Source organism: Nonomuraea phyllanthi (genome assembly GCF_006334985.2).
In the GTDB taxonomy this organism is placed as follows: domain Bacteria; phylum Actinomycetota; class Actinomycetes; order Streptosporangiales; family Streptosporangiaceae; genus Nonomuraea; species Nonomuraea phyllanthi.
In genome coordinates this window covers 1-22,732 of sequence record NZ_VDLX02000028.1, presented here as the reverse complement: position 1 = coordinate 22,732, position 22,732 = coordinate 1, and the positions used below count along the sequence as shown (strand labels likewise).

At 67.2% G+C, this 22,732-nt stretch carries 38 protein-coding genes and 2 tRNA genes; 15 read left to right on the top strand and 25 right to left on the bottom strand.

Going from position 1 to position 22,732, the window contains the following annotated elements; translation table 11 throughout:
* Position 1: 1 nt before the first annotated feature.
* From FH608_RS46005 to FH608_RS45985, 6 genes are all read left to right on the top strand, one after another.
* Complete coding sequence (locus FH608_RS46005; protein ID WP_139637514.1) at positions 2 to 292, top strand: hypothetical protein; 291 nt, start codon at positions 2 to 4, stop codon at positions 290 to 292.
* On the top strand, positions 289 to 486 hold the full coding sequence (locus FH608_RS46000) for a DUF7620 family protein (RefSeq protein ID WP_139637513.1): 198 nt from the start codon (positions 289 to 291) through the stop codon (positions 484 to 486). Before FH608_RS46005 ends, FH608_RS46000 begins: the two co-directional genes overlap by 4 nt.
* The gene (locus FH608_RS45995; protein ID WP_139637512.1) at positions 479 to 799 is read left to right on the top strand and encodes a putative phage holin; all 321 of its coding nucleotides are present in this window, start codon (positions 479 to 481) and stop codon (positions 797 to 799) included. The genes FH608_RS46000 and FH608_RS45995 overlap by 8 nt, the downstream gene beginning before the upstream one ends.
* On the top strand, positions 796 to 954 hold the full coding sequence (locus tag FH608_RS52170; RefSeq protein ID WP_193319014.1) for a hypothetical protein: 159 nt from the start codon (positions 796 to 798) through the stop codon (positions 952 to 954). The genes FH608_RS45995 and FH608_RS52170 overlap by 4 nt, the downstream gene beginning before the upstream one ends.
* Positions 951 to 1,694, top strand: coding sequence for a CHAP domain-containing protein (locus FH608_RS45990; RefSeq protein WP_226900496.1), 744 nt, complete (start codon positions 951 to 953; stop codon positions 1,692 to 1,694). The genes FH608_RS52170 and FH608_RS45990 overlap by 4 nt, the downstream gene beginning before the upstream one ends.
* A 111-nt stretch (positions 1,695 to 1,805) precedes the next feature.
* Positions 1,806 to 2,162 (top strand): hypothetical protein, encoded by a 357-nt coding sequence (locus tag FH608_RS45985; RefSeq protein ID WP_139637511.1) that lies wholly within the window; start codon positions 1,806 to 1,808, stop codon positions 2,160 to 2,162.
* Between the two features lie 83 nt (positions 2,163 to 2,245).
* On the opposite strand, the gene FH608_RS45980 is transcribed toward FH608_RS45985, so the two are convergent.
* Positions 2,246 to 2,824: a class F sortase gene (locus tag FH608_RS45980; protein ID WP_139637510.1), complete on the bottom strand. Its 579-nt coding sequence runs from the start codon at positions 2,822 to 2,824 to the stop codon at positions 2,246 to 2,248.
* Between the two features lie 60 nt (positions 2,825 to 2,884).
* Complete coding sequence (locus FH608_RS45975) at positions 2,885 to 4,126, bottom strand: hypothetical protein (protein WP_139637509.1); 1,242 nt, start codon at positions 4,124 to 4,126, stop codon at positions 2,885 to 2,887.
* A 366-nt stretch (positions 4,127 to 4,492) separates the two neighbouring features.
* Here FH608_RS45975 and FH608_RS45970 point away from each other — a divergent pair.
* Both FH608_RS45970 and FH608_RS45965 read left to right on the top strand, forming a co-directional pair.
* Positions 4,493 to 4,567, top strand: a tRNA-Met gene (locus FH608_RS45970).
* 206 nt (positions 4,568 to 4,773) lie between these two features.
* Positions 4,774 to 4,995 carry a DUF2283 domain-containing protein gene (locus FH608_RS45965; RefSeq protein ID WP_139637508.1) on the top strand — a complete coding sequence of 74 codons (222 nt, stop codon included), beginning with the start codon at positions 4,774 to 4,776 and terminating at the stop codon, positions 4,993 to 4,995.
* Between the two features lie 888 nt (positions 4,996 to 5,883).
* Here the strand turns inward: FH608_RS45965 and FH608_RS52165 are convergent.
* From FH608_RS52165 to FH608_RS45900, 16 genes are all read right to left on the bottom strand, one after another.
* Positions 5,884 to 6,042, bottom strand: a complete 159-nt coding sequence (locus tag FH608_RS52165; RefSeq protein WP_193319012.1) for a hypothetical protein — start codon at positions 6,040 to 6,042, stop codon at positions 5,884 to 5,886.
* A 5-nt stretch (positions 6,043 to 6,047) separates the two neighbouring features.
* Positions 6,048 to 6,245, bottom strand: a complete 198-nt coding sequence (locus FH608_RS45960) for a hypothetical protein (protein ID WP_139637507.1) — start codon at positions 6,243 to 6,245, stop codon at positions 6,048 to 6,050.
* A gap of 89 nt (positions 6,246 to 6,334) precedes the next feature.
* Entirely contained in the window at positions 6,335 to 6,565 is a 231-nt protein-coding gene (locus tag FH608_RS45955) for a hypothetical protein (protein WP_139637506.1), read from the bottom strand.
* Between the two features lie 270 nt (positions 6,566 to 6,835).
* Positions 6,836 to 7,138 (bottom strand): HU family DNA-binding protein, encoded by a 303-nt coding sequence (locus FH608_RS45950; protein WP_139637505.1) that lies wholly within the window; start codon positions 7,136 to 7,138, stop codon positions 6,836 to 6,838.
* A gap of 95 nt (positions 7,139 to 7,233) precedes the next feature.
* Positions 7,234 to 7,443 carry a hypothetical protein gene (locus tag FH608_RS45945; RefSeq protein ID WP_139637504.1) on the bottom strand — a complete coding sequence of 70 codons (210 nt, stop codon included), beginning with the start codon at positions 7,441 to 7,443 and terminating at the stop codon, positions 7,234 to 7,236.
* A gap of 85 nt (positions 7,444 to 7,528) precedes the next feature.
* Complete coding sequence (locus tag FH608_RS45940; protein WP_139637503.1) at positions 7,529 to 7,927, bottom strand: hypothetical protein; 399 nt, start codon at positions 7,925 to 7,927, stop codon at positions 7,529 to 7,531.
* 139 nt (positions 7,928 to 8,066) lie between these two features.
* Positions 8,067 to 8,246 (bottom strand): hypothetical protein, encoded by a 180-nt coding sequence (locus FH608_RS45935; protein WP_139637502.1) that lies wholly within the window; start codon positions 8,244 to 8,246, stop codon positions 8,067 to 8,069.
* A 73-nt stretch (positions 8,247 to 8,319) separates the two neighbouring features.
* Positions 8,320 to 8,466: a hypothetical protein gene (locus FH608_RS52160; protein ID WP_193319011.1), complete on the bottom strand. Its 147-nt coding sequence runs from the start codon at positions 8,464 to 8,466 to the stop codon at positions 8,320 to 8,322.
* Positions 8,467 to 8,552: 86 nt separating this feature from the next.
* A complete protein-coding gene (locus FH608_RS45930) occupies positions 8,553 to 8,816 on the bottom strand; it encodes a hypothetical protein (protein WP_139637501.1) in 264 nt (87 codons plus the stop codon).
* Between the two features lie 14 nt (positions 8,817 to 8,830).
* Positions 8,831 to 9,073 (bottom strand): hypothetical protein, encoded by a 243-nt coding sequence (locus tag FH608_RS45925; RefSeq protein ID WP_139637500.1) that lies wholly within the window; start codon positions 9,071 to 9,073, stop codon positions 8,831 to 8,833.
* A 279-nt stretch (positions 9,074 to 9,352) separates the two neighbouring features.
* The gene (locus FH608_RS45920; RefSeq protein ID WP_139637499.1) at positions 9,353 to 11,716 is read right to left on the bottom strand and encodes a hypothetical protein; all 2,364 of its coding nucleotides are present in this window, start codon (positions 11,714 to 11,716) and stop codon (positions 9,353 to 9,355) included.
* A gap of 153 nt (positions 11,717 to 11,869) precedes the next feature.
* Positions 11,870 to 12,034: a hypothetical protein gene (locus FH608_RS52155; protein WP_193319010.1), complete on the bottom strand. Its 165-nt coding sequence runs from the start codon at positions 12,032 to 12,034 to the stop codon at positions 11,870 to 11,872.
* Positions 12,031 to 13,482, bottom strand: coding sequence for a hypothetical protein (locus FH608_RS45915; RefSeq protein ID WP_139637498.1), 1,452 nt, complete (start codon positions 13,480 to 13,482; stop codon positions 12,031 to 12,033). The genes FH608_RS52155 and FH608_RS45915 overlap by 4 nt, the downstream gene beginning before the upstream one ends.
* Before the next feature lie 298 nt (positions 13,483 to 13,780).
* The gene (locus FH608_RS45910) at positions 13,781 to 13,975 is read right to left on the bottom strand and encodes a hypothetical protein (RefSeq protein WP_139637497.1); all 195 of its coding nucleotides are present in this window, start codon (positions 13,973 to 13,975) and stop codon (positions 13,781 to 13,783) included.
* Positions 13,972 to 14,232, bottom strand: coding sequence for a hypothetical protein (locus tag FH608_RS45905; protein ID WP_139637496.1), 261 nt, complete (start codon positions 14,230 to 14,232; stop codon positions 13,972 to 13,974). Before FH608_RS45905 ends, FH608_RS45910 begins: the two co-directional genes overlap by 4 nt.
* A gap of 104 nt (positions 14,233 to 14,336) precedes the next feature.
* Positions 14,337 to 14,534, bottom strand: a complete 198-nt coding sequence (locus tag FH608_RS45900; protein WP_139637495.1) for a MerR family transcriptional regulator — start codon at positions 14,532 to 14,534, stop codon at positions 14,337 to 14,339.
* Positions 14,535 to 14,735: 201 nt separating this feature from the next.
* On the opposite strand from FH608_RS45900, the gene FH608_RS45895 reads away from it, so the two are divergent.
* A complete protein-coding gene (locus FH608_RS45895) occupies positions 14,736 to 15,518 on the top strand; it encodes a GntR family transcriptional regulator (RefSeq protein WP_139637494.1) in 783 nt (260 codons plus the stop codon).
* A 16-nt stretch (positions 15,519 to 15,534) separates the two neighbouring features.
* Complete coding sequence (locus tag FH608_RS45890) at positions 15,535 to 16,212, top strand: hypothetical protein (protein WP_139637493.1); 678 nt, start codon at positions 15,535 to 15,537, stop codon at positions 16,210 to 16,212.
* Positions 16,213 to 16,522: 310 nt separating this feature from the next.
* Here FH608_RS45890 and FH608_RS52150 read toward each other — a convergent pair whose 3' ends face one another.
* The 5 genes from FH608_RS52150 to FH608_RS45870 form a co-directional block, all read right to left on the bottom strand.
* Positions 16,523 to 16,669, bottom strand: a complete 147-nt coding sequence (locus tag FH608_RS52150) for a hypothetical protein (RefSeq protein WP_193319009.1) — start codon at positions 16,667 to 16,669, stop codon at positions 16,523 to 16,525.
* Between the two features lie 63 nt (positions 16,670 to 16,732).
* Positions 16,733 to 16,984 carry a hypothetical protein gene (locus FH608_RS45885; RefSeq protein ID WP_139637492.1) on the bottom strand — a complete coding sequence of 84 codons (252 nt, stop codon included), beginning with the start codon at positions 16,982 to 16,984 and terminating at the stop codon, positions 16,733 to 16,735.
* 16 nt (positions 16,985 to 17,000) lie between these two features.
* Positions 17,001 to 17,273, bottom strand: a complete 273-nt coding sequence (locus FH608_RS45880; protein WP_139637491.1) for a hypothetical protein — start codon at positions 17,271 to 17,273, stop codon at positions 17,001 to 17,003.
* Between the two features lie 49 nt (positions 17,274 to 17,322).
* Positions 17,323 to 18,003: a hypothetical protein gene (locus tag FH608_RS45875; RefSeq protein ID WP_139637490.1), complete on the bottom strand. Its 681-nt coding sequence runs from the start codon at positions 18,001 to 18,003 to the stop codon at positions 17,323 to 17,325.
* On the bottom strand, positions 18,000 to 18,266 hold the full coding sequence (locus FH608_RS45870) for a hypothetical protein (RefSeq protein WP_139637489.1): 267 nt from the start codon (positions 18,264 to 18,266) through the stop codon (positions 18,000 to 18,002). Before FH608_RS45870 ends, FH608_RS45875 begins: the two co-directional genes overlap by 4 nt.
* Before the next feature lie 179 nt (positions 18,267 to 18,445).
* On the opposite strand from FH608_RS45870, the gene FH608_RS45865 reads away from it, so the two are divergent.
* Both FH608_RS45865 and FH608_RS45860 read left to right on the top strand, forming a co-directional pair.
* The gene (locus tag FH608_RS45865) at positions 18,446 to 18,700 is read left to right on the top strand and encodes a GntR family transcriptional regulator (protein ID WP_226900495.1); all 255 of its coding nucleotides are present in this window, start codon (positions 18,446 to 18,448) and stop codon (positions 18,698 to 18,700) included.
* A gap of 204 nt (positions 18,701 to 18,904) precedes the next feature.
* Positions 18,905 to 19,144 carry a winged helix-turn-helix domain-containing protein gene (locus tag FH608_RS45860; protein ID WP_139637488.1) on the top strand — a complete coding sequence of 80 codons (240 nt, stop codon included), beginning with the start codon at positions 18,905 to 18,907 and terminating at the stop codon, positions 19,142 to 19,144.
* 6 nt (positions 19,145 to 19,150) lie between these two features.
* On the opposite strand, the gene FH608_RS45855 is transcribed toward FH608_RS45860, so the two are convergent.
* Positions 19,151 to 19,405, bottom strand: coding sequence for a hypothetical protein (locus FH608_RS45855; protein WP_139637487.1), 255 nt, complete (start codon positions 19,403 to 19,405; stop codon positions 19,151 to 19,153).
* 244 nt (positions 19,406 to 19,649) lie between these two features.
* Between FH608_RS45855 and FH608_RS45850 the strand changes: the two genes are divergently transcribed.
* A tRNA-Ala gene (locus tag FH608_RS45850) sits at positions 19,650 to 19,760 on the top strand.
* Positions 19,761 to 19,842: 82 nt separating this feature from the next.
* Here FH608_RS45850 and FH608_RS52145 read toward each other — a convergent pair.
* On the bottom strand, positions 19,843 to 20,013 hold the full coding sequence (locus FH608_RS52145; protein ID WP_153264994.1) for a hypothetical protein: 171 nt from the start codon (positions 20,011 to 20,013) through the stop codon (positions 19,843 to 19,845).
* A gap of 308 nt (positions 20,014 to 20,321) precedes the next feature.
* On the opposite strand from FH608_RS52145, the gene istA reads away from it, so the two are divergent.
* Together istA and istB are read left to right on the top strand one after the other, a co-directional pair.
* The gene (istA, locus tag FH608_RS45845) at positions 20,322 to 21,968 is read left to right on the top strand and encodes an IS21 family transposase (RefSeq protein ID WP_139637486.1); all 1,647 of its coding nucleotides are present in this window, start codon (positions 20,322 to 20,324) and stop codon (positions 21,966 to 21,968) included.
* Positions 21,965 to 22,732 (top strand): IS21-like element helper ATPase IstB (gene istB / locus FH608_RS45840; protein ID WP_139637485.1); only part of this gene is annotated, 768 nt, incomplete at its 3' end. The genes istA and istB, both read left to right, overlap by 4 nt.

Sequence of the window (22,732 nt, the reverse complement as noted above, 5' to 3'; positions counted from 1 at the left end):
CGTGCAGGACCCGAACGTCATCGGCCTCATCCTCAACGCCGGGCTCGCCGGGATCACGCTGTTCCTCTTCCTCAAGGGCTGGGTGGTCCCCAAACCTTCGGGGGATCGGCTGGTCCGCGAATTGGAGCAGTGGCGAAAGCTCTACGAGACGGAGAGAGCCGCCCACGACCTGACGCGGAAGGCGCATGCCGAGGAGACGAGGGCGGCGTTGCAGGCCGCGGCCGAAAGTAGCCAGACAGCGATGGCGCTGCTGGAGGAGATCAGGAAGCGCCAGAGCGAGGCTCACTCATGACGCCAGAGGAAGAGATCAGACGCGCCGAGCGTGAGGCTGCGGAGTCGAAGCTCCGGGCTCAGCAGGAGCTCAGCCAGGCGCGGGAGCGGGCCGTACGCACCAGGTCGATCGCGCGCAGGCTGCGCGAGTTGCGGGAGGCGAACGGTTTCGGCCAGCTCCTCGACGAGGCGTTCGGGGGTGGCTCTCGTGCATGACGAGCTGTACCTGGTCGGCAGCGTCTTCCTGATCGTGACTGCGCTGATCGCGGTGGCGTGTGTGGTGGCTCAGGCGATGCTGGCCCGCTGGTGGGAAACCCCGGCCGGTCGGCATGTGATGGCGTTCCAGGGGGTGCTCGCCGCCGTGTTGTGCCTGTGGGCGCTGCGGGTGTGGGTGCCCGACTCCGACGTGATCCGCGCCCTGCGGTCCCTCGCGTTCGCCGGCGTGCCCATCGTGCTCGGATGGCGGCTGGCCATCATCATCCGGACCTGGCGCCGAAAGCGCCGCGAACACAAGCAGGAGGCGCGGTGAAGGCGAAGACCGAAGCCGAGTTCACCGAGGACGGCGTGGACCTCCACCACTGGGGCGCCACCGAAGACGACGAAGAGCAGGTCCTACAGGCTTTGTACGGGCCGGCGGATGAGGACGGCGTCTACCGGGGCGCCGGCGACGAGGAGGGCGAGTGACCGCCAAAGCCATGCTGGCCACCGCCCGCGAGGATCTCGGGCTGACGGGCAGGCCGAACCGGATCACCCGCGACTACGCCAAACGCAACGGCGCCGAGTTCCTCGCGGTGGCGTGGTGCCAGATGAGCATCACGTGGTGGGCGCGTAGGTCCGACAACACGGACGCGGTGCTGCCGCGCGGGGACAGGGCCTACACGGTGTGGAGCGCTGAGGACGGCGAACGGCTCGGCCGCTGGCACGCCGGCACGGTCGCCAACATCAAGAAGTACTGCAAGCCGGGCGCGGTCATCTACTTCGACTGGGCGTTCTCTGACCGGATCGCCGCGATCGACCACGTGGGCCTGGTGGAGAAGGTCCTGCCGGACGGCCGGGTGCAAACCATCGAAGGCAACACGGGAGACGCCTGCAAGAGACGTGTCCGGTCAGCGGACGTGATCGCCGGCTTCTGGAACCCCGACTACGAGGAGGACGACGTGTCCGCTAAGGACGTGTGGACGTACGAGATCCCGGTCACGTACGGCTCGAAGGAGAACCCGGAGTGGCAGGCCCGGAACGTCCTGGTCAACCACGGGGAGCACCTGCGGAAGATCGAGGCGAAGCTGGACGCGATGAACGCCACGATCAAGACTCTCGCGGAGGCTCTGGCCGCCCGTGATGCCGCGATTGACGCTGACGCGCTGCTGGACCGGATCCGTACGGAGATCGAGAACGTGAGCGTGCGGCTGGACGTGGGCAAGTAGCCCGACTGATCGTCACTGAGAAGCGGTCTCCGAGGCGCGTCTCTCAGTCCCGGGGCGGTCCCGCCAGATGCGGGCCGCCCTTTCGCATCCCTCTGAGCGCTGAGGAGCGCCATGAAGAAGGTAACGATCTTCGGCCAGGAGCCCGCGGTGATCGTCTACACGATCAACTCGCTGGTTGCTCTGCTGGTCGCCTACGGGCTGGACCTGTCGCAGGTACAGGTCGCCGCGATCTCGACGATCGCCACTGGCGTGCTGGCCGCGGTCGTCGCCGTGATGACCCGCCCGTTCGTGGTGTCGGCTCTCACCGGCGCGGTGTCCACGGTGATGGCCGCCGTGGCGGGGTTTGGGCTGGAGTTCACCGCCGATCAGATCGGCGCTACGGTCACGGTGCTGTCCATCGTGCTGGCGCTGGTGCTCAGGGCGAATGTGACCCCGACGTCGGGGCCGGTCGCGTCGAGCGTCCGCTGATGTAGGGACCACCCCCTCCCCGGGGTGATACGAAAGGCCCGCCGTTCCTTCGGGAGCGGCGGGCCGTTTCGTGCTGTCGGGACTCAGGCCTCGTCGGCCCACAGCACGACATTGGACAGGTAGTGCCCTGACGCCTTGTCGAACGCTCCTCCGCATGTGATGAGCCGCAGCGCCGGGCCGTCCGTCTTTCCCCAGATCTGCTTGGCCGGGAGCGCGGTCTTGGCGGTCTGCTGGGAGCGCTGTGCGACGAACTCGTACGTGACGCCCGCCTTGTCGGTGATCTGGATCTTCGCGCCCTTCTTCACCTGCTTCAGTTTGGCGAACACGTCGGGGCCGGTCTTGGAGTCCACGTGGGCGATGACGACGGCGGGGCCGTCCTCGCCGGGCTTCGGACCCTTGGAGTACCACCCGGCGCGGCCGAACGACGGCGTCTCCATGTCGCCGTTGGCCTTGAGTCCGACCTTCACGATGCGGGCGTCCACTCCGATGCTGGGGATGCGGATCCGTGAGGGCTCTGAGACTCGCTGGGTGAGCGTGCCGGGTGTGGCTGAGGTAGACGGAGGAGCCGCGAGTAGAGATGGCTGAGACGGCTCAGGAGAGCCGTTCGCGCCACAGGCGGACGCGAGGACCAGGCAGGCGGCTACAAGGGCGAGACGACGCATGAGGGGCTCCAAAGAGAAAGAGGGCTGGACCGCCTGTGCGACGGTCCAGCCCGAGGGGGACTACTTGGCGAGACCGCCGAGACCGGTGTCCACGCGGGCGGGCACCGGGATGTTGTTGACGACCGTGACGTGCGTGGTGGTCGTCGGCGTAGCAGTCGGGCAGTCCGTGGGAGCCTCGGACAGGACCAGCGTCCACTCCGACTCAGCGCCGTCGGCCAGCGTGTAGCCGTCCGCCGCCTCAGCGGTGATGGTCACCGAGCCGGGGTCGACGCTGTACGTTTTGCCCTGCTCCACCGTCTTGCCGCTGGACGTCTTGTACACCACGCCCGGGACCTCGGGGATGGAGACGGAGGCGGTCTTGTCGTCGCAGGTGGCCTGCGTCAGCGTCGGAGACTTCGGGGTGGCCTCACGGTCGTCGGGGTCGCCAGTCGGAGTCGGGCTCACCGTCACCGTCGGGGTGGCCGTGGGCGTCGGGCACGCCTTCGCCTCGTCCACGGTCAGACGCCACCGCCGGTCACCACGCAGCACATACCCGTCCTTCGCCACGGCGACCACCCGGTACGAGCCAGGGCGGACCTTGAACGTGCCGGCACGCCACGCCTTGCCGCGCACCTCGTAGCGGACGCCCTTCTTGGCGGGGATGACCAGCTCGCCCCGGGTGGTGCCGCAGTCGGGCTGGGTCACGGTCGGCGCGAGCGCGGTCACCTGGGCGTCGCAGTGGGCGCCGGTGATGTCGCCGGAGTTGCCGCCCACGGCGGGGTCGGCGTTCCGCCACGTCTCGGCGCAGGTGCGGTACGTCCACTGCCAGTCGTGGTTCGGCGTCACTTCCGCCTGCGGGTCGTTGAAGTACAGCTTTGGCCAGGCGCTCGTCTCTGCTGGCTTCGTGCACGACCCGCCGATCGAGCAGCCGTAGTCGTAGGAGTTGTCCACCCCGGCGGCGCTCGGAGCGGACGTAGACGTCACCGTGAACGTGTACGAGCCGGAGAACGACCCGGTCACCGCGCGGGAGATGGTGACGCCCGCCTGCGGCGACTTGGCTCCCTTGATGGTGGTGAAAGCGCCCGAGTCGGACAGCACCACACGGTAGGTGTCCGGCGCGTTGTTGGCGCCTTCGATGGTCTTGGTGATGGTGACGCTGCGGCGCAGCAGGTCCCACGCCCACGGGCCATGCGTCCCGGAGTCGAGGTTGTTGCTGATCTGCACCGAATCTCTGAAAGGGGCGGCGGCGGTTGCGCTGGTGGCCAGTCCAGTCGCTACCAGCACGCCAGCGGCGACAGTCGCCGCGAACTTGCTGATGAACATGAGGAGTGCACCCTCTCGGGAGTTGCCGACCCTCGGGTAGGGCCAGCGTCTGCGGCGCGGCAGGTCCTACGCCTCTCTGGCGAATCAGGACATGCCAGCCGCAAACCATTGTGCACCTTGTCTACTTGAAGCCGCCTAATCGCTGAAATCTGTACAGGCCGATGCGGAATTGGTGGGCGATATGACTATGGCAAACCTGGTCGAGGTGGCACCGCAGGCTCCTGTACCGTGGAAGCACCCTGGGGAGCGCAAGCTGGTTGGGGATGGTGCACCAGGACCCAGCGCCTGCGAGGAGAACCGGCCACGTAACCCCGGACTGATCACCCGGGAGCGCGGACAGGCTCCGATCAGGACCCCAGGCCGAACGCCTGCATAGCTCAGTCGGTGAGAGCGCCGCACTCATAATGCGGAGGTTCCCAGGTTCGAGTCCTGGTGCAGGTACGCGGGGAGGCGGGGTCTTCGAATCGTGAAGACTCCGGTCGCCACGGTCGGCGTCGACGGGCTCCGGTCGAGGGTGGCGAAGCCGGGCAGACGTGCCCGTGTGGACCTCCGTGCAACGTACGGGGTCGGGTCGCCAGGCATGGCCGCCCGACCCCTTTCAACTATTTCCAAACTGGAAAGAGTTGCTTTCGAGTTCGGGAGGCGCGATGCGGTTCGACTACGACCTGGACGCCGACGCCCTGTACGTGACGATCTCCGGTGAGCCCGTCGCGGACACCCGGACCGTTGAGGACCTGACGTCGGTGGACGTGGACGCTGAGGGCCGGGTGGTCGGCATCGAGGTCGTCAACCCTGGCCGGGCGTGGGCGATAGACCGGGTGCTCGCCCGGTATCCGCTCGGGGATGAGGATGCTCCCGCCCGAGATTGAGGCGCTGTTCGAGCGGCTGGACCGGCGGGCCATGGAGATGATGGGCGAGGAGCCTGCCGCGTGGCCTCAGGCATGACCTGCTAGTCGGCGGATGTATGGGCCGAGTAGCGCGGCGAGGCGCAGGCACTGCTCGTCGGTGAGCGGTGGGTCATCGGCTCCGTCGTCCCATCCGGCTTGGAAGGACTCCTCCGGAGTACGGCAGAGCTGTCGCGGGTCCTCGCTCATGGAAGGAAGGTACTGACGGCCACCTCAAGCGGTCGTCACGCGAGCCCCGGCCTCAACTAAATTGACGCCCCCGTCCTGGTCCTCTCGCGGACCGGGGCGGGGGCTGTTTCATGTGCGTGGTCAGGCGCTACGCCACCGCGCCTGATCGCCACCCTTCGACGAGCACCTCATCAGAGTGCCCGCGCTCGTCCTGCCGAGAGCGCCCTGAGGAGCACAGAACGCGCCGGGGTGGACACCGGACCTGACCGCGGGCTGTGCCACCTTCCTCGTGCGCGTCGGCGTCGGCCGAGGCTTGGGCTTGATCACCTTGCGGTGCGTCTTCGTCCTCGCCGGCGTCGGCGTGTGGATGGGTGCGCGTGGCGCGGTCTTCGACGGCGTCGGCGTTGGTGTGGGGGTCGGCGTCGCCGTGTATGCCAGTGCAGTCGTGGTCGCCGCAGGCTCCCGGGCAGGCGCGGCGGGAGAGGAGCAGCCGGCCGTGAACGTGGCCGCGAGAGCTGCGGCAGCGAGGAGAGTACGCATCGTGGGCCTTCCGGTTGGTGAGGGACTCGAAACAGACCGTTAGACGACGCTCGGTGACCGATGGTTGTCAGTGAGTAGGAACAACATGCGAGAGCCCCGGCCCGCGGGGAAGCGCGGCCGGGGCTCACTCGTGCGGTCAGTTGGTTACGGATTCTTGTTCGGCCGCCACGCCTTGCCGTTCTTCTCCCACTTGGTGCCGCCGGACTGGCAGTCGCACGGCTCCTCGGTGACCCAGTAGTCAAGGTGGTCGTTCTCGATCGTCGTGTAGAGGCTGGCCCGAATGTCGTCGTCGCTTCTGGGCACGCTGGTCACCTCCCGCGCCGCTTGTCGAGCAGCGCGAAGTACTCGGGCGACCCGAACTCCGGGCACACGCACGGCTTCTTCTGGCAGACCGCACACCGCATCTGCGACAGGTCGACCTTTCCGGCGAGGAAGTCGTCCATGTCGGGCGACCACTTCGCGCCCAGCCGGTCGAGCAGCTCTTTGGCGTCCTTGGGTCGGCTCATACTGTTCACCTTTCGTCTTCCGTTGCTTCGCGTACGCCGATCCGCGCACGCGCCTTGTCGGCGGCCTATGTACGAGCCGCCCGACAGCTTCACGGCGGGTAGCCGTGTCGCCTGAGGGCGTCCTCCACGTAGTCGACCTCCGCCCGGGTGCACCCCTTCAACGCCCGGTAGTACCGGTCCCGGTTCGTCACGAAGTCGTCGCCGTCGGGGTCGCCGCCGTACCACGTCATGCCGAGTTTGAGCGCCGCTTGCACCTTGTCCCGCCGTACGGGTGGCGGCGGGGCGGGGTCGCTCTTCTTCTTGCTGCTGAACAGCCCCATGGGGCCCCTTCCGTTGATTGATGGCGGTGGTCGGGGGGGCTACCGAAAGCGGACGTTCAAGGTCCAGTCGTGGCCCTGGCCGCAGGAGCACATAGTGACCTCCGTGTGCAGGCCCTCCGTGAGCCCGGCGGGCCAAGTGAACGTCGCCTCGCGCCTGCACTTCTGGCAGGTGGAACGCTGGACATGAGGCTCTGGTGTGCGCACCTGTTCCTCCTTCGTCTGTCGTGATGTGGTGGCCCGGCCACGCCAGGACCGGGCCACCGTGCGGGATTAGGCGGCGGCCGACACCTGCTTCGGGCCCGCCTTCACCGCCGCCTTGAATCCGGCGCCCGCAGAGAACGACACCTTCCACGTGTCCCCGTACGTGACCGGCTCCCCGGTCGCGAGGTTCCGCACGGTGCCGCCCTTGACCTGGGCGCGCTTCCAGGTGCCGAACCCGGTGATCTGCACTTCGTCGCCCTTGGCAACGACCTCCTGGATGACGGCCAGGGCGTGCCCGATGGCGGCGGCCACGTCCGCCTTGCTGAGGTCGGCGCGCTCGGTAACGGCGTCGATGAGCTGGGACTTGTTCATGGTGTTGCCTTTCTGGTGGATGAGCGGAGCGGACGCTCCGGGCACCCGCCCAACCGCGTGGGCTGGGCGGCCACCCGCAACGTCAGCGGCGACTCTCAGCCGCGCCGTACATGCATCACCGCCGGGTCGAGCCCCTTGCTGAGCATGTCGGCCTTGATCTTGTCGGCCTCGTCGTTGAGCAGGTCTGCGGCGGCCACCTGATGGCGGTGGTCCAGCGCGTACGCCCGGTCTTTCAGTTCCTTGACGGTGGTGCCTCGGGCGAGCATCTCGTTCAGGATTCGACGCCCGTCTACGGCCTCAGCCATGTCGTCCTCCGTGGTCGCGTCTCGTGTGGAGCGCTCTGCTCCGGACACCCCGCCCGCACGACGGGTCGGGCGGGGATCCGCAGCCTCAGCGCCCGTACTCCGCCGCCTCGACGGCATCCCAGTACGCCTCAGCCAGATACGAGACGACCGCGAGCCTGCCGCCGTGATGCTCGGCGACGTGCTTCCCGGCCGACGCCGTGGCGGCCCGGTCGGTCGTGTAGTGGCTGGCCGTCATACGGCAGCCGCCACACCGCCACGCCCGCTCATCCACGTCCCGGCGCGGGTTGGCCCAGACGTCGAGGGCGTAGCCCCACACCACCATCCCGGCCAGGATGGTGACCGTCTTGGCGAGCTGGCGGACGAGACGAGACACTGTGGCGTCGTCGACCGCCAGCGTGTCGAACAGCTTGCGGGCGCCGTCGAGGTCGCGGTCGTGGAGCCGGTCGGCGATCTCCTCCGCCGACTCTGCGAGTGCGGCGCTCACCGGGCACCCACCGCGACCGGGCGGGCGGGGGCGTGAAACTCGGTGTCCAGCTCAGCCGCCCACACCGTGCGCCGACAACGCGCACAGCGGTAGACGACCGGCCCCTCGTCGAGCGCCGTCGAACAGCGCGGGCACCGGTTCATAGCGCCCGGCAGTTCTGGGCGTGCTTGTCGGCGTCGGTGTAGTGGCCGTTCGTGTCCTCGCCGCAGCCGCCGCATTCGTACTTGCCGCTCCGATACGGCCAGTTGGGGTCGTGTGGGAGCTTCTTCCAGGTGACGGTGTTGCCGCCAGCGGTCTTGTACTTGATCTCGCTCTTCACTGGGTTTCCTCTCTGTTCGATGGGTGTGAAGGGTGGCCCGGCCCCGGAGGGAAGACGGGGCCGGGCAGGAGGGCTACTTGAGGAGGACGCTGCCGACGCCCTTGCACACGCCGCACTCCTTGATCAGCGGGACAAGTGAGTCGCGGCCCGATCCCTTGCACGAGCCGCACTTGACGACGTGGCCAGGGCACGGCTGGTCGGTGTTCTTCTGGTCGCCCATGGGGATCTCCTTCGCATCGGGTGGAGCTGGCTGCTCCGGCCCCGCGCCCGGTCCCAGAGAGGTGGAGCCGGGCGGGAGCCGCAACGTCAGCGCCTGCCCGGCCGTCCCATGTCGGTCCACCAGCACTGGTCCCCCTGGCACGTCATGGGAGGGGGGCCGTCCTGGCGCTTGGCTGGCTTTGAGTGCTTGGGCTTCTCCTGGCCGATGCCGAAGAGCGGCTTGGTGTCGCTGACGTCGTGCGAGGTCTTGCCGTCGCCGAACGCCCCGGACAGGCCGGCGCCCGCGACGAGGGCGAGCACGAGAGCAGCGGCCTTGCCGACGCTCATCTGGGATTCGCGGTACGCGTTCACGGTTCAGTCCCCTGTCAGCCGAAGAGCCGGCCGAGGCCCTTGCGGCTGGCGCCGGCCCGCTGTATCGCCTGCTCCTGTAACTTGGCGGCCTTCTTGGCGCCGACCGCTTTCGTCAGGTCCCGCTGCGCTTTCTGCTGCTGCACGCGGGTGGCGTTGCCGCCGCCCACGGCCTGGGTTGCCAGCGTGTTGAGCGTGTTGGTGTTCTGGGCGGCGGCCCTCACCTTGGCGAGCTGTTCGGGCTTCATCCTGCTGCGCATCTGATTCCTCTCATTGATGATCGGTAGTGAAGGTTTTCCGGTGGAGCAGACGCTCCGGACATCCCTCCTGAAAGATCAGGAAGAGGTCTCCGCAGCACCGCTGCGGGTTAGTTCGTGAGTTGGGTCAGCGAAAACGGGTTAGTGATCCCCTTCTCGTATCGGAGGGGCTTAACTATGACGCTGACCTGCGGATTGTTAGTCGGGTTAGCCGGTGAGCAGGTGTTAGGTGCCCCCGCTTTGAAGGGCTCCAGAGCGAGTTTCGCGGTGGTGCTGGCCACCTCACTCACCCGCCTCGCGCAGAGCGCGAACCCGACGCACCTCGGGAGGGTCCAGGTAGAGCACGTTGCCGGAGTTGGGGACCTTCACCCCGTGCTCCCGGGTCAAGATGTCGCGAAGCTGAGTGCCTGTCAGGCTCTGGTACGGCAGCCAGTGCGGCGCCAACTTCCGGAGACGGCCAGGGACATCCGCGAGCCGGATACGGTCCTGCCCGAGCACCTCGTCCAAGTCGTCGATCAGGTCCCGGTGCTGCATCGTCGCGGGCCCGGCCGAGCCGTACCCGGCCTTTTCGCGGATTTGCAGCGCCCGCTGCACCACCGGCACCGCCTGGGATTGCGACACGAAGTACCCGCGCAGCAGGCTCGGCTTCGGGGTGAAGCCGCGCCCCATGAACGTGCCGACGTCGCCCAGGCTTTCGTCGGTCTTGGGCTCCAGCCCGACCGCGGAGATGCCCGCCTTGTAGGAGCCGGTGCCGAGAACGGCGTCGTTGCTGGTCTGGTCGCCGATGGCGAAGCACGCCCGGTTGGAGGTGATGGAGATGAGCCGGCGCGGCAGCGAATCCGACGACGGTTCCGGCGTCGCGTAGATGATGGTGACGCCGTACTTGCGGGCGGCGTTCTCCGTCTTGACCGCGGTCTCCAGAGCTTTCCGGCCGAGCGTTTCATGCATGAACAGCGCCTGGCACTCGTCAACCACGATGATGCGGGGGCGGAGACGTTCGTCCTTCTCTGCGATCTTCCGGTTGGCGGCTCGGACGCCGTGCTCCTGCAGTGCCTTGCCGCGGATGCTGAGCTCGTTGTAGATGTCGCTCATCGTGGCCAGGCAGTGTTCGGCGACGTCCTCGCTGGTGCCGGTCCTGAGGGTGCGCAGGCGCGGCTTCATCGGGTCGTAGTCGGCGTTGTCGGCCATGCAGAACACGTCGGCTTCGACCAGCGGGTCCAGCAGCGCGCCGAGCAGCAGCGTGATGATGAGGGTGCTCTTGCCGGACCCCATCATCCCGGCGATGGCGTAGTTGGCCTCGAACAGGCGCCCATTGACGTTGCGGCGGCGGATGTCGACGGCGACAGGGACGCTCTTGAAGTAGTCGGCGGCGCCCTCGTGCAAGAGGGGCCAGTCGTCGACCGGGCCGGACAGGGCGCCCTGGTCGGCGACCCACAAGTCCAGCACGCCCGGCATGCCGCGCGGCTCTGTCGGCCACACCTCGATGGGGAAGCGCACCAGGTTGTGCGCGAGCGTCTTCTTCTTCTCGACCACCATCGAAACGGGCACGGCCGGCGGCATCTCCAGCTGCGTGTGGTAGCCGTTGCCGTCGCGTTCGGTAGGCAGTACGAACCGGGGCCGCCACCCTGCCTTGAATGCCCTGTTCAGCGGGGAGATCTCCAAGTTGCGGAGCGCGTTGAGAATCGCGCCCTCGTCGGGGATCAGGTCACGCGAGCCGCCAGTATCGAAGCCCGAGTCGGCGACCAGCCACTTGGGCGTCTCACCCTTACGGCGGCCTTCCCGCCACGCTGCGATCACCACGAGGAACGGCAACACGACCAGGAAAGGCACCCACAGGAACGCCACCGCGGTGAACACCCAGCGCAGCACATCGCCGACCCACACGAACACGTCGGTGAACTCGCCGGCACCTGTGACCAGCACAAGAGTGGAGACGATGACCATCAGCACTACGAGGGCGAGGCAGCCGCCCGCGGCGAAGATGGCCACCTGCAGGCCGAGTTTGGGCAACTCCATGAGCCGTTCCCGCCTGTCGCGGGCGGCCTCGCGCCTGCGGACGAGCCAGTGGTCGAGCGCCTCCCGGTCGCCGGCCGCTTCGGCGGCGCGGATCTGACGCCGGTAGACGCCGCCGGTGAGGGCGTCCCATGCTCTGACCAGCCACGAGTGCCAGCCCTGCGCAACGGTAACGCTGTTGCGCGCTACGACTCGGGCGACCTGCTTACGCGCGTCGGGTCGAAGCACGGTGACCCGGTCGACCACCACCGACGGCAGCAGCCTGTTGGACGGTTCGGGAGCTTCCGAGATGATCTCACCCTCGTAAACCATCGGCTCCAGGTCAGAGCCCATATCCTCGCCTTCCTGCTGCGGTTCCACGTCTGCCGGCTCGTCGGCGGACGGCGGCAGGTCGGGTGTGGCATTACTGCGGGGAACCAGGCGCAGGTGGTCGACACGCTTCTCAGCGCTCATGACACAAGTGCTCGCATTCCGTCCGTGCGGGTGAGGCGGTAGGTACGGCCATCGGCCGAGGTGGTGGTGGCGACCTTGGCCAGCAGCAAGGCAGCCAGGGCGGACACGTTGAACACGGCAGCCCGGCCGGCCCACCAGCCAGCCACAACGAAAGGCCCGATGGCGACGCACGCCAGCCATGCGGCGGGCTCCCACCAGCGGGCGGCCAGCACGCGCGCGATCACCTGGGAGGGCGTCCGCGCCGCCGACGTGGGCTCACGTACTAGGCAGGCAGGGAGCGCCAGCAGCACGACCGCGACGAAGGTGAGTGTGTTCATGGCTGGTTCCCTCCGATCAGGTGAGGACGTTGGTGAAGAACACGGACAGCCGATCGGCGCCGGCGAGGATGCCGTCGAAGATCCCGTTGACCGCGTCCGCCGCAGAGGCGGGCTTGGTGAACAGGTAGAACGCGGCGAACGCGAGAGCGAGGTAGATGGCGGGCTTCTTGATGCGGGTCATGACTGGTCTCCAGACACTTCGGTGTTGGCATCGCTGACATTCGCGGCAGTGGGGGAAGCGGCGGCCTCAATGGGCGGGATGACGCGGTTGCCGGGCAGGAATCGGTAGCCCTCCGCGGTCAGGTCGGCGCGTGCTGCTTTGACACGCAGGTTGGCCCATCCGTTGGAGAATCCGAACTTCGCCGCGATGTCAGCCTGCTTGGGCGTCTTCCCCTTGCGCATGGCGGCGCGGATCCACTTCTCGGCTTCCTTGTTGTCCTGCGCGTCTGGGCGTTCGCGGGGTGTCTCGTCTGACACTTCGCTGACAGCCGCGGCGTCCTCTTGAGCGTCCGCTGAACTGTCAGGCGCGGGCTCGATCTCCAGAGGCGCGGGCGGCGCGATCGCTGACACTTCGCTGACACGCCGCTCCAACACCGCCGCATACGCTTCGGTGGCAGCCAAAGCGGCGGCCTGCGCGCGGACGAGAGCCTCACGGCCGGCGTCGAGCTCGACACTCGCCCGGCGCGCGAGCCGCTCGGCGGGCTTGCCCGTCTCGGTGATCTGGATGGCGAGGATCGCCGCGGTGGGGGACTGCTCGCCGTGGCGGACCGCCCACTTCAGTGCCCGCCATGTTTCCGCCCGGTGCAGGATCCACCGCAGCGCCGCGAACTTCGGGGCGCGCGGGTCAATGAGCCCCTTGGCGCGCAGGTCCTTGCGGTGCACGTGCCGGGAGTGGATTGCCCACAGCCACGGCGACAGCAGGGACGCGCCGCCGAACATGACAGCCTGATCGTCCAAAGACCAGTCGGCGGCGTAGTGGTGGTAGTTGAGCGCCGCCACCCCGGCCGCGATCCCGTAGGAGGCGGCACGCAGCCGAAACACCGAGTCGCCCTCGATGAGGGCGATGTGGGCGTGCCAGCCGATGTAGATGGCGATCGACTCGATGACCGCGGCGGCGCCGAGCGCGCCCGCCGCCGGCCACGAGAACGGGGCGGCCTGGAATGCGGTCACCTGGCCGGCGACGGCGACGATGTTGACGCCGACGATCGCGCCGACCATCACGAAGGCGTGCCACCAGGAGGTCAGCCGGTGCCGCCACACCTCGTAGGCGGTGGTGCGGGCGGTAGCGGCGGCGGTCTTGCGGGCGCGCTTCCGCTCGGTGCGGAGCTGCTCGCGTTCGGCCGCCCACTGCTCGGCGCGCCGTTCACGGTCACGGCGGGCCTGGTCGCGGATCGCGTCACGCTGCGCTTTGGCCGCGGCGGAGGCGACGATGCGCTCGGCACGGGCCGCACGGGCGACGGCGTTCACAGGCTCCGCTGTCTTCGGGGCGTCGGCGGTTGGCCCGACCACGGACTCTTCGCGCGCAACTGACTGGCCCAGCGCTTTGACGTTGGCGTCCGTGAAGTTGTTCAGCTGTGCGAGGTTCTCGGACAGCGGGTTGGCTGCCAGCCCGTCCTTTGAGGGCGTCATGTCAGGGGGTCCGTTTCACGTCGTAGGTCGGTAGATGTGGCCCCGTCCGGCGACGTGGCGAGTTGGATTCGGAGGACACGTCCACTCGCCGGACGGGGTTCGTGCCCGCCCGGCGCTTGCTCGCTGGGAGTGCCGGCGTGGGTACCGGACAGGCGTCGGGTGTACAGGTGGTGCCCCCTCGCCTGTGGGCCACAGACAACGGCGAGAGGCGCGGATGTGCAGCCGCGCCTCACCACAGACGGGGGGAGCAGGGGAGACCCGGCCGCCGCAGAGCGGGTCCGTACGGCAGCCGGGCCAGTCATCGCGAGCTCCTCGTCTGGGAGCAGGTGCAGCGGCGGTTAGAGCAGGACGGGGCGGTACAGCCGCCCGTGTTGAGCCTGGGCTTGTCCACGAACCTGCGGGAGGCGGGCTGGTGCGCCATCAGCTTGTACACCTCGTCGGTGGCTGCCTTGATCTCGGCGGCGGTGCGGGTCGTCGCAGCGCTGGTCTTCATCGGGCCACCGCCTGACGGCGAGCACGGTAGGCGGACAGGTCGTACACGCCCGCGGGGAGCGGCTGCGACTCGTGCTGCTGGGGGACGCCGGCCGCCGCACCGAGGAGGTTGTCGGCGGCCTGCGCGAGCATGGCGGCCATGTCGGAGACGGCAACCGCAGTCGCCGCCATCGAAGCGGCCTCCTCGCACCAGACCCGCGCGGTCGCCGCCGCCATAGCGGGGGAGAAGGGGGTGATGTCGTAAGACGGCTGTGCCATGATGGGGGCGTTCCTTCCATCCTGGAGGTGGGTGGGGACATGCGGGCGGCCCAGGTCTTGGCGGATGAGGGCCGCCTTTCGCATGTCGGGGAAGGTCGCGTTCATCAGACTGCGACCTCGTCTTCGAGAGCGGACGAAGAGGCGGAACCCTCGTCGTCGGTAAGCAGTGCATCCACGTCGGTGGGGTCGAATCGGTAGTGCCCGCCGGGGGTCTTGCTGGCTGGGAGCTTGCCTGCCTTCACCCAGGCGAGGACCGTCCAGGAGGTGACACCACACTGGAGCGCAACGGCACTGGTCTTCATCCAGGGCCCGCGCGTGCGACGGCTCGTCAAAGCAACCTCCGGAAACGGACAAACAGGCACGTCCTCTGGGATCCTCGCGGAACCCCGAGAAAGCGTCGTACGACAAAGCATCGTACGACGCATGGGTACTGTCAAGGCAAGTGGCGTATGACGCATCCGCAACCTTGGAATTGGCCTACGACAATCCGTTATCGTTGAGCCATGAGCCCCGAAGCACAGACTGGGCCGGCCACCCAGATCGCAAACGACCTCCGCGCCGCCATTGCCAACGGCACTCTCCAGCCGGGCGCGAAGCTGCCAACGGTGCGTGACCTCGCGGAGCAGTACGGTGTCAGCCGGAACACAGCCGCTAAAGCCATTGCCCAACTCAGCAACGAGGGACGCATTGTCACTCGCTACGGCTCGGGCGCCTACGTTCGCGAGGCCCACCCTGTCCGGCGCGTTGGCCAAGACAGGTACGCCAAGAGCAACTGGGCGAACTCCACGGTTGAGGTGTACCGAGATGAACGCCACGAAGGTGAACCTGCTGAGCAGCAAGGAACCCAGACACAAGAGGTCACCTTGCTCTCAGCGGATGAGCGAGTTGCTCAGGCACTCGGCGTAGAGGTTGGAGCGGACGTTTATGAGCGAGACCGCATCATGTTCCGCGATGGCAAACCCACGCACCTAGTGACCAGCTACTACCGTCGCGAAGACGTGGAGGGAACCGCCATCATCGATTCGCGGCCTGGGATGGCCGGCTCTGGCGGCAGTTTCGCCATCCTGGCCGAACGTGGTCTCGCCCCTGACGAGATGACCGAGGAGCTCTTCGCTCGGATGCCGACCGTGGAAGAGATGGTCTCTCTGGATCTCCCGCCAGGCGAGCCAGTCGTCGAGCAGTGGCGCACCACGCGGACAGCCGAGGGGCGTGTCATCGAGTACGCGAAGGGCGTCCACCCGGCCAGCAGGTTCGTCTGGTCCTACACATTCAAGATCCCCGACTAACGAGGCAGTGATCACAATGAAGATTCATCGCTCCGCACCCGTTGTGGACGGCATCACGATCCCGACGGCAACGCTCCTGGATGAACGCTTGAGTTTCGTGGCCCGGGGTCTTCTGTGTGAGTTGCTGACCAGGCCGGACGACTGGGAGGCGAACGCTGACGAAATGTCGAGGCGTGCGCGCGATGCCCGGGGCTTAGTCACAGGTGAAGGGCGGCAAGCCATGCGCGCCGCCTTCGCTGAACTCGAATCCCATGGCTACCTGGTGCGGCGGCGGAAGCGTTACGCGAATGGCCGTTTCGTAACGACTCTCGAACTGTACGACACGCCCGGTCACGCACTCCCGGACGTCGTACCGACGAAGAAAAGCCTGAAGCCGACGCCGCGCGGAGAAGTGCTGTATCGGCACTGGGATGAGAACGGTCTCCTGCTGTACGTGGGAGTGACGAACCGCGCGACCTCCCGCGAGCGCGCACATGCCAAGGTTTCTCCGTGGATGGAATTCTGGGTCGAAACGACCTATGAGCAGCATCCTTCGCGGGCCTCTGTGGAGGCGGCTGAAGCGGCGGCCATCCTGGATGAGCAGCCGTTGTTCAACGTGGCGGGCAACGACGATCCTGAGGCTCCCCGGCGGCTTCGGCGATACCTTGCGGAGAGAAACCGCCTGGACCTGCTCTTGCCCAAAGTGCCCGCCTAGCTGTCAGAGGGGGCAGATGCGCAGCCAGGGCAGGCCGCCATCACGAGGGTCCCGGCGGCCTCGTTGACGTTGGCCACTTGCTGTGTGCCGAGGCAGTACCGGCAGGGCAGGCCCCCCCGGACAGCCGGGTCTGCCCACACCTTGTGTTCCCAGGCGGGCGGCGGGGGTGGCGGTGGGCGGTCGTCGCGTTCGGCGGGTTCGTTGTCGCCGCCGACCCAGCCACGGCCGCCGCAGAACTGGCACGCGAGGAACGACGTGCCGACCAGTTGCCCACGACGGCCGTGGCACTCAGGGCACGTGATGGGGTCGGTCACCTACGGCCGGTCCCGTTGCATGCCGCGCACTTCACCCACTTGCGCTCCTGGTTTTTCTTGCCGTTGAGCTCGATCCACTCGCCGCCGGCGCCGAGGCAGGTTCCGCAGATCGGTGGCGGGTCGTCGTCTTCTCCTTTGGCCATACCCGGACCGTAGCGACCCCAACGCATCCTGTCTGTCGCCTGGCGGAAGTGGATCCGCTTACCTCACAGCTTCTTGCCGAGGAGCCGAGCCCCGACTCGTAAGCGGTAACCGACGCCCTTGCACGCCCTGCACCAGCCGAACGTGCCCGGGAAGATCGTGGAATGCGTCTCCCGGGAGCGGTTGCACTTCTTGCACACCTTGTACGGCTTGAAGATGCACGAGGCGACGTTGACGACCAGGTAGCCGCCACCAAGCGCCCAGGCCGCCGGGTTGCCGAGGAGACTGCCGATCAGATTCAGGATGGCGTCGGCCATAGGTCCTCCTGGCTGTCTACGGGGCGGCCGTGTCTTCCCTGCTGGCCTCCGCTGCGGCGCCGGCGGCGGCTTCCTTCAGCACCGCGCCGAACTCGCGGTAGAAGCCGCGGGTGAGCAGGTCGAGGATGTCGGCCAGCTCCGCGGCGAGGCCGGTGTCGAGGTCGCTCTCCAGGCGTGGCCCGCCCGCGTAGTGGCGTGCGATGCGGACGACCGGCGGGCCCTGGTCTACGCGGGTGACGCACACCTCCACGGTGACCTCGCCGAGTTCCCAGGCGCCGAGACAGACCACGTGGTCCGGCCTGTCTCCGGGCCGGTGCGGGGCGCGGCACCAGCGGACGTCACAGCGGGATGTGCGGGCGTACCGATGCACGAGGCCCTCCCACTGGTCTCATGCCGTGCAGTTCGACCACCTGGGCGACGGCCAGCGCGCCCGGATGGTATTCGCGCCACTCCCACGGGACGAACACGTTGTGGTCCATGAGGACCGGTTGGTGGGCGCTCCCGGGCTGGTATATGTCGGCCAGCACACCGGCGGGGCTGATCGAGGCGACCGTGCACAGTATCGGGTGGACAGCCAGCATCGGGCACTGCTCCAACGCTTTGGGAATGCAGGACCAGCATGTTGGCGGCGCGTTGGTGCGGCCGGACTGTTCGCTGGTGGCCTCGAACACCGTATGGGCGAGCAGCCACGGGATGAGGCCCGTGTCCGGGTCGGTCGCCGGCTCGCCGCACACCTGGCACAGCAGCTTGTCCATGCATCGCCACTGGCGGCGGGTGTTGAGCTTGCGCATCCGCTCCGGTCCACGCTGGGCGGGCTTGTCGCTCAGCAGATCCCGCACGCGGGCGCGCAGGATGCCGAGGTCCCACGACGGCGCCGCCGGGCCCTTCACCCAGTCGCCGGGCTTGGACGGCCGGTAGGTCAACCGGAGCTTGCCTCCGAGGACCTCGAAGCCGAGCGGATCGGTGACCATCTCGTTGGCGTACGCGATCGTGTACGGCACCGTCGTGTAGCCGCTCAAGACATGTCCCCCGTCGTGAACGGCACCTCGTCACCGGAGCGGGAGGTCTGCCACGTCCACACCCGGACCCGGTTACGCACCGCTTCCTGTGTTAGCTCAGTCTCGGTGGGTGCCTGCACCTCTTGTACGCAGCCGTATCCGAGAGCTCCGTCCGGGAGGAGTTCGTCGAAGCGGGCGTGATAGCCGCGTTCGTCGGCCCACGTCTCGTAATGCAGCAGTTTGGGGGGTTGGGCGGGCTGATCCGCGCCCGTAGCATCGGTCAAGGGTCGCACCTCCGACGTGCGATCAAATGGGCCCGTCCAGACGTTCGCCGCGCTGGCCGGGCCCGGCCTTTTGGCCTGGCTGTTGCCTCATGATGACGCCGGGTGGGTACAGATGTCTACGGTCATCGCTCAACGTTGGCCAATATGCCGGGTGCTCGTCAGGCTCCTACGGTCATCCGGTGAGTGTGGGGCTGGACTACGACGAGACGCGGCCGAAGTGGCGGCAGGTGTACGCGCACGTCAAGGAGCGCATCCGATCAGGCGAGCTGCCGCCGCGCTCGAAGGTGAGCGAGCATCGGCTGGTCGCCGAGTACGGCGTGGTCCGGGACACGGTCAGGAAGGCGCTTCGTGCTCTGCGGGAGGACGGGTACGTCTACACCGAGCACGGCATCGGCAGCTTCGTCGCCGAAGAGAATGCGTGGCCTGACGACTGACCTGTAGGTGCGGCGGCGTGGGCCCGACAGCCTGCGGCGAGGTTGCACCTCAGGGGATGTTTCCCACGCCGCCGCTTGATCTTCTCTACCCCTATTCAACTGCTGGTGAAACATGGGACCGCATGGAACTGCGTAGGCCGTCCTAGTCCGTCCTGGGTAATGCCCGGTGGAAGGGGGTAAGCCTTGGCCGACTAGCGTCTTTCCATGATCAAGTGGGAGCCGAAGCATCGCTACGAAGAGGTCGCCGACGACCTCCGCGACCGGATCCTGAGCGGCGAATTCCCGCCACGGGAAACCATCCCAGCCATCCCGAGAATCATGCAGCAGTACTCGGTGGGACGGAACACCGCGATGCACGCCGTCGCCCTCTTGGTCGAGCAAGGATTTTTGATCATCAAGCGATCAAAAGGCACCTACGTCGTGCCCCCAGAGGACCGGCCATGAACACGGTCAGTACTGGGTGGCCATCTGCGCGATGTACAGCTGCTGGCACAGGACCGCGGCCAACGCGTCCAACCCGGGCTGGAGGATACACCGGTGCAGGCCGGCCGCCGCTTGGCCCGGGGTGGGGGCGGTGATGCGGGTGGCGGTCCACATGTCGTTTGGCCACTGCCGGATCCGCCAGGCGGGGTAGGTGTGTTCGATGACGGACAGTTTGTGCTCGTTGAGGTCGTTCTCGTGCTCTGGGCATGATGATGACGCCATTGTCATAAAGGGATGCCCCCATGGTCGCTTCTGTTCCGGGTGTCCCGCGTTGCTCCCCCGTGTCGGGACGTGTCACATCTTGCGCCTTCTCGGGCCGATTCGGAAGACATGTTGAAGATTTGACCATGGCAGTTAGTTGGCCGTCATGAACGCCCGTTCGTCCGCTGTCAGGAGACGGCGGGGATTGGGAGTGAGAATGGGAGTGGATCAAGCCGGGATGACCCGTGATGGTCCGAGGTTAGTCGGGGTGCCAACCTGTCCTGACGTGCACTAATGGCAACAATCAACAGGTCACGAATGAGGCGGGACTTCGTTCGCATCGAAGGGGTCAGGGGTTCGAATCCCCTCATCTCCACCCAGGTCAAAGGCCACTTCCGGTGATCGGAAGTGGCCTTTTTGATCTTCTGAGTGACAAACTGAGTGACATGCCGCCGGGGCTACTCGTCCGCGATGTCGTCGAAGATGCGGTCCATGGCCAGCGCACCGGTTTGGATCACGGGCCGGATCTGGTGTCGATAGACAGTCTCGGTCACGGCTGTGCGGGCGTGTCCGCACAGTTTCGCGATCTCGTCTATGGAAAGGCCACCGTCGTCGGAGAGCAGAGACACGAAGCTGCGTCGTAGCTCACATGGTGTCCACGCGTCCGCATAGACGCCCTTGATGCTTCTGGGCGCCGCGGACCTCACGCCGTACGTTGTTGGCGTCGAGCGGCGTGCCGATGCGGCTGGTGAAGAGGAGTCCGTGTTCCTCCCAGCGCTGGCTGGCTCTATACCTGAGTTGCGACAGCGTTTGTTGGCCGGCCGTGACAGCGGTCGTGTAGTCCGCCGGACTGTGTTGCTGAGTTTTGACAGCACCCAAGTGGTTGCGGTGGGACTATCAGGGTGCTACGCACCGTGAGGGAGCCCACGTGCCTCGCATGTCGAAGGTTGAGCTGTACGCGGCGATCCGCCGCGATGCTTGCACTGGCATGTCCAACCGGGCACTGCAAACGAAGCACGGCGTCGGGTTCCGCACGGTGCAGAAGGCGTTGGCCTCGGCATGGCCTGAACCACGCAAGAAGCTGCCGCAGCGAACGTCCAAGATCGACCCCTACAAGAACGTGATCGATCAGATGCTGCGCGCGGACCTGGACGCGCCACGCAAGCAGCGTCACACCACCAAGCGCATCTTCGACCGGCTGGTGAGCGAGCATCACGCGGTGGGAGTGTCGTATCAGATGGTTCGCGCCTACGTCGCGCAACGCCGTTCCGAGATCTGGACCGAGTCGGGCCGGGGCCCGAGCAAGGCGTTCGTGCCCCAGTCGCACCGGCCCGGCGCCGAGGCCGAGGTCGACTTCGGGGAGGTGACCATCCGATTGGCCGACGAGATGGTCAAGTGCGTGCTGTTCTCGTTGCGGCTGTCGTATTCGGGCAAGGCCGTGCACCGCGTGTTCGCCTCCGGCGGCCAGGAAGCGTTCTTCGAGGGACACGTCCACGCCTTCAGCGTGCTGGGAGGGGTGCCATTCGGCAAGGTCCGCTACGACAACCTCAAGGCCGCCGTCGCTCAGGTTCTGGGGTTCTCCCGTGCCCGGGTGGAGACCGCACGCTGGACGGCTTTCCGCTCCCACTACGGGATCGAGCCGTTCTACTGCCAGCCTGGTAAGCAGGGCGCCCACGAGAAGGGCGGAGTGGAAGGCGACATCGGCTGGTTTCGCCGCAACCACATGGTGCCGATCCCCGATGTCGCCTCACTGGCCGAGCTCAATGTGTTGATCGACGCTTGGGACCTGGCCGACGAGACACGGCGGATTGGGAACCGCGCCCGGACCATCGGGGAGTACTTCGCCATCGAGGCCCCGTTGCTCAAGATGTTGCCCACCGAGCCGTTCGAGACGGGGCTGCTGCTGACGCCGCGGGTGGACCGCTACAGCCAGATCACCGTGCGCACCAACCGGTATTCGGTGCCCGCCCGCCTGATCGGCCGCAGGGTGCGGGTCATGCTGCACGCCTCAGAGCTGGTCATCTACGACGGACGGGAAGAGGTCGCACGGCACGAACGGCTCCTGGCGAAAGCCGCGAGCCGGCTGGAGTTGGACCACTACCTGGAGGTCCTCATCCGCAAGCCTGGCGCCCTGCCGGGAGCCACCGTCTTGGAGCAGGCGCGCGCCGCGGGCAAGTTCACCCCCGTCCACGATGAATGGTGGGCGGCTGCCTGCAAAGCCCACGGCGACGCGGCCGGCACCCGCGCTTTGATCGAGGTGCTCCTGCTGACCCGTCACATGGCCCACGAGCACATCGTCACGGGGATAGCCACCGCAATCCGGGCTGGTGCGCTGACCGCTGATGCCGTCGCCTTGGAGGCTCGCAAAGCCGCCGACTCTGACTCCTCCACCAACACCAGCACCGAACCCGTCACCGTATCCGGCTCAGTACCGACCGGCGCGACGGTGACCTTCCTGACCGAGCGGCGCCTGGCACACCTGCCGCCCGATAACCGGCCGCTGCCCTCGGTGGCCGCCTACGACCAGTTGCTGCGACATCGCCGACCCGCCGCGCAGCCGTCCGCCCAGGGAGACACCTCATGACCTTTCCCCGCCACCGCGGATTGACCGAGCAAGCCGCCCAGGCCGCCGTGGACTCGGCCTGTCGGATGCTTCGGCTGCCGACCATCCGCCGTCAATTCGGCGAGTTGGCCGACACCGCGACCCGCGAGCAGATGACCTATTTGGGCTTCTTGGCCGAACTGCTGATGGCCGAATGCGACGACCGCGCGCGCCGCCGCTCCGAACGCCGGATCAAGGCCGCCGCTTTCCCTCGTGACAAGTCACTACGCGAGTACGACTTCGACGCGAACCCCCACATTGACCCCGCCGTCATCCACACCCTCGCCGCCTGCGAATGGGTGAAGAAAGGACAGCCGCTCTGCCTCATCGGCGACTCGGGCACCGGCAAGTCCCACCTGCTCATCGCGCTGGGCACCGAGGCTGCGATGAAGGGCTTCCGCGTCCGCTACACCCTGGCCACCAAGCTGGTCAACGAACTGGTCGAAGCCGCCGACGACAAGCAACTGTCCAAGACCATCGCCCGCTACGGCCGAGTCGACCTGCTCTGCATCGATGAGCTGGGCTACATGGAACTCGACCGCCGCGGCGCCGAACTCCTCTTCCAGGTGCTAACCGAGCGCGAAGAGAAAGCCAGCGTCGCCATCGCCTCCAACGAGAGCTTCGGCAAAGCGCACATGTTCGCGCGAACTTGTGTCAGGCCGCGCCGAAACATCACATGTTCACGGAGCCGGAGTCGCGGAGGGTTACGTGGCGTGGGCCGTTGTATGGGGCCAGCGACAGTACCG

What these genes read in the sequence shown, in the direction of transcription:
- FH608_RS46000 (WP_139637513.1), top strand. Translation starts at nt 289, where the DNA reads ATGACGCCAGAGGAAGAGATCAGACGCGCCGAGCGTGAGGCTGCGGAG.
- FH608_RS45985 (WP_139637511.1), top strand. Translation starts at nt 1,806, where the DNA reads ATGAAGAAGGTAACGATCTTCGGCCAGGAGCCCGCGGTGATCGTCTAC.
- FH608_RS45980 (WP_139637510.1), bottom strand. Translation starts at nt 2,824, where the DNA reads ATGCGTCGTCTCGCCCTTGTAGCCGCCTGCCTGGTCCTCGCGTCCGCC.
- FH608_RS45975 (WP_139637509.1), bottom strand. Translation starts at nt 4,126, where the DNA reads ATGTTCATCAGCAAGTTCGCGGCGACTGTCGCCGCTGGCGTGCTGGTA.
- FH608_RS45965 (WP_139637508.1), top strand. Translation starts at nt 4,774, where the DNA reads ATGCGGTTCGACTACGACCTGGACGCCGACGCCCTGTACGTGACGATC.
- FH608_RS45960 (WP_139637507.1), bottom strand. Translation starts at nt 6,245, where the DNA reads ATGAGCCGACCCAAGGACGCCAAAGAGCTGCTCGACCGGCTGGGCGCG.
- FH608_RS45955 (WP_139637506.1), bottom strand. Translation starts at nt 6,565, where the DNA reads ATGGGGCTGTTCAGCAGCAAGAAGAAGAGCGACCCCGCCCCGCCGCCA.
- FH608_RS45950 (WP_139637505.1), bottom strand. Translation starts at nt 7,138, where the DNA reads ATGAACAAGTCCCAGCTCATCGACGCCGTTACCGAGCGCGCCGACCTC.
- FH608_RS45945 (WP_139637504.1), bottom strand. Translation starts at nt 7,443, where the DNA reads ATGGCTGAGGCCGTAGACGGGCGTCGAATCCTGAACGAGATGCTCGCC.
- FH608_RS52160 (WP_193319011.1), bottom strand. Translation starts at nt 8,466, where the DNA reads ATGGGCGACCAGAAGAACACCGACCAGCCGTGCCCTGGCCACGTCGTC.
- FH608_RS45925 (WP_139637500.1), bottom strand. Translation starts at nt 9,073, where the DNA reads ATGCGCAGCAGGATGAAGCCCGAACAGCTCGCCAAGGTGAGGGCCGCC.
- FH608_RS45920 (WP_139637499.1), bottom strand. Translation starts at nt 11,716, where the DNA reads ATGGCTGGCGTGCGTCGCCATCGGGCCTTTCGTTGTGGCTGGCTGGTG.
- FH608_RS52155 (WP_193319010.1), bottom strand. Translation starts at nt 12,034, where the DNA reads ATGACCCGCATCAAGAAGCCCGCCATCTACCTCGCTCTCGCGTTCGCC.
- FH608_RS45915 (WP_139637498.1), bottom strand. Translation starts at nt 13,482, where the DNA reads ATGACGCCCTCAAAGGACGGGCTGGCAGCCAACCCGCTGTCCGAGAAC.
- FH608_RS45910 (WP_139637497.1), bottom strand. Translation starts at nt 13,975, where the DNA reads ATGAAGACCAGCGCTGCGACGACCCGCACCGCCGCCGAGATCAAGGCA.
- FH608_RS45905 (WP_139637496.1), bottom strand. Translation starts at nt 14,232, where the DNA reads ATGGCACAGCCGTCTTACGACATCACCCCCTTCTCCCCCGCTATGGCG.
- FH608_RS45900 (WP_139637495.1), bottom strand. Translation starts at nt 14,534, where the DNA reads ATGAAGACCAGTGCCGTTGCGCTCCAGTGTGGTGTCACCTCCTGGACG.
- FH608_RS45895 (WP_139637494.1), top strand. Translation starts at nt 14,736, where the DNA reads ATGAGCCCCGAAGCACAGACTGGGCCGGCCACCCAGATCGCAAACGAC.
- FH608_RS45890 (WP_139637493.1), top strand. Translation starts at nt 15,535, where the DNA reads ATGAAGATTCATCGCTCCGCACCCGTTGTGGACGGCATCACGATCCCG.
- FH608_RS52150 (WP_193319009.1), bottom strand. Translation starts at nt 16,669, where the DNA reads ATGGCCAAAGGAGAAGACGACGACCCGCCACCGATCTGCGGAACCTGC.
- FH608_RS45885 (WP_139637492.1), bottom strand. Translation starts at nt 16,984, where the DNA reads ATGGCCGACGCCATCCTGAATCTGATCGGCAGTCTCCTCGGCAACCCG.
- FH608_RS45860 (WP_139637488.1), top strand. Translation starts at nt 18,905, where the DNA reads ATGATCAAGTGGGAGCCGAAGCATCGCTACGAAGAGGTCGCCGACGAC.
- FH608_RS45855 (WP_139637487.1), bottom strand. Translation starts at nt 19,405, where the DNA reads ATGGCGTCATCATCATGCCCAGAGCACGAGAACGACCTCAACGAGCAC.
- istA (WP_139637486.1), top strand. Translation starts at nt 20,322, where the DNA reads ATGTCGAAGGTTGAGCTGTACGCGGCGATCCGCCGCGATGCTTGCACT.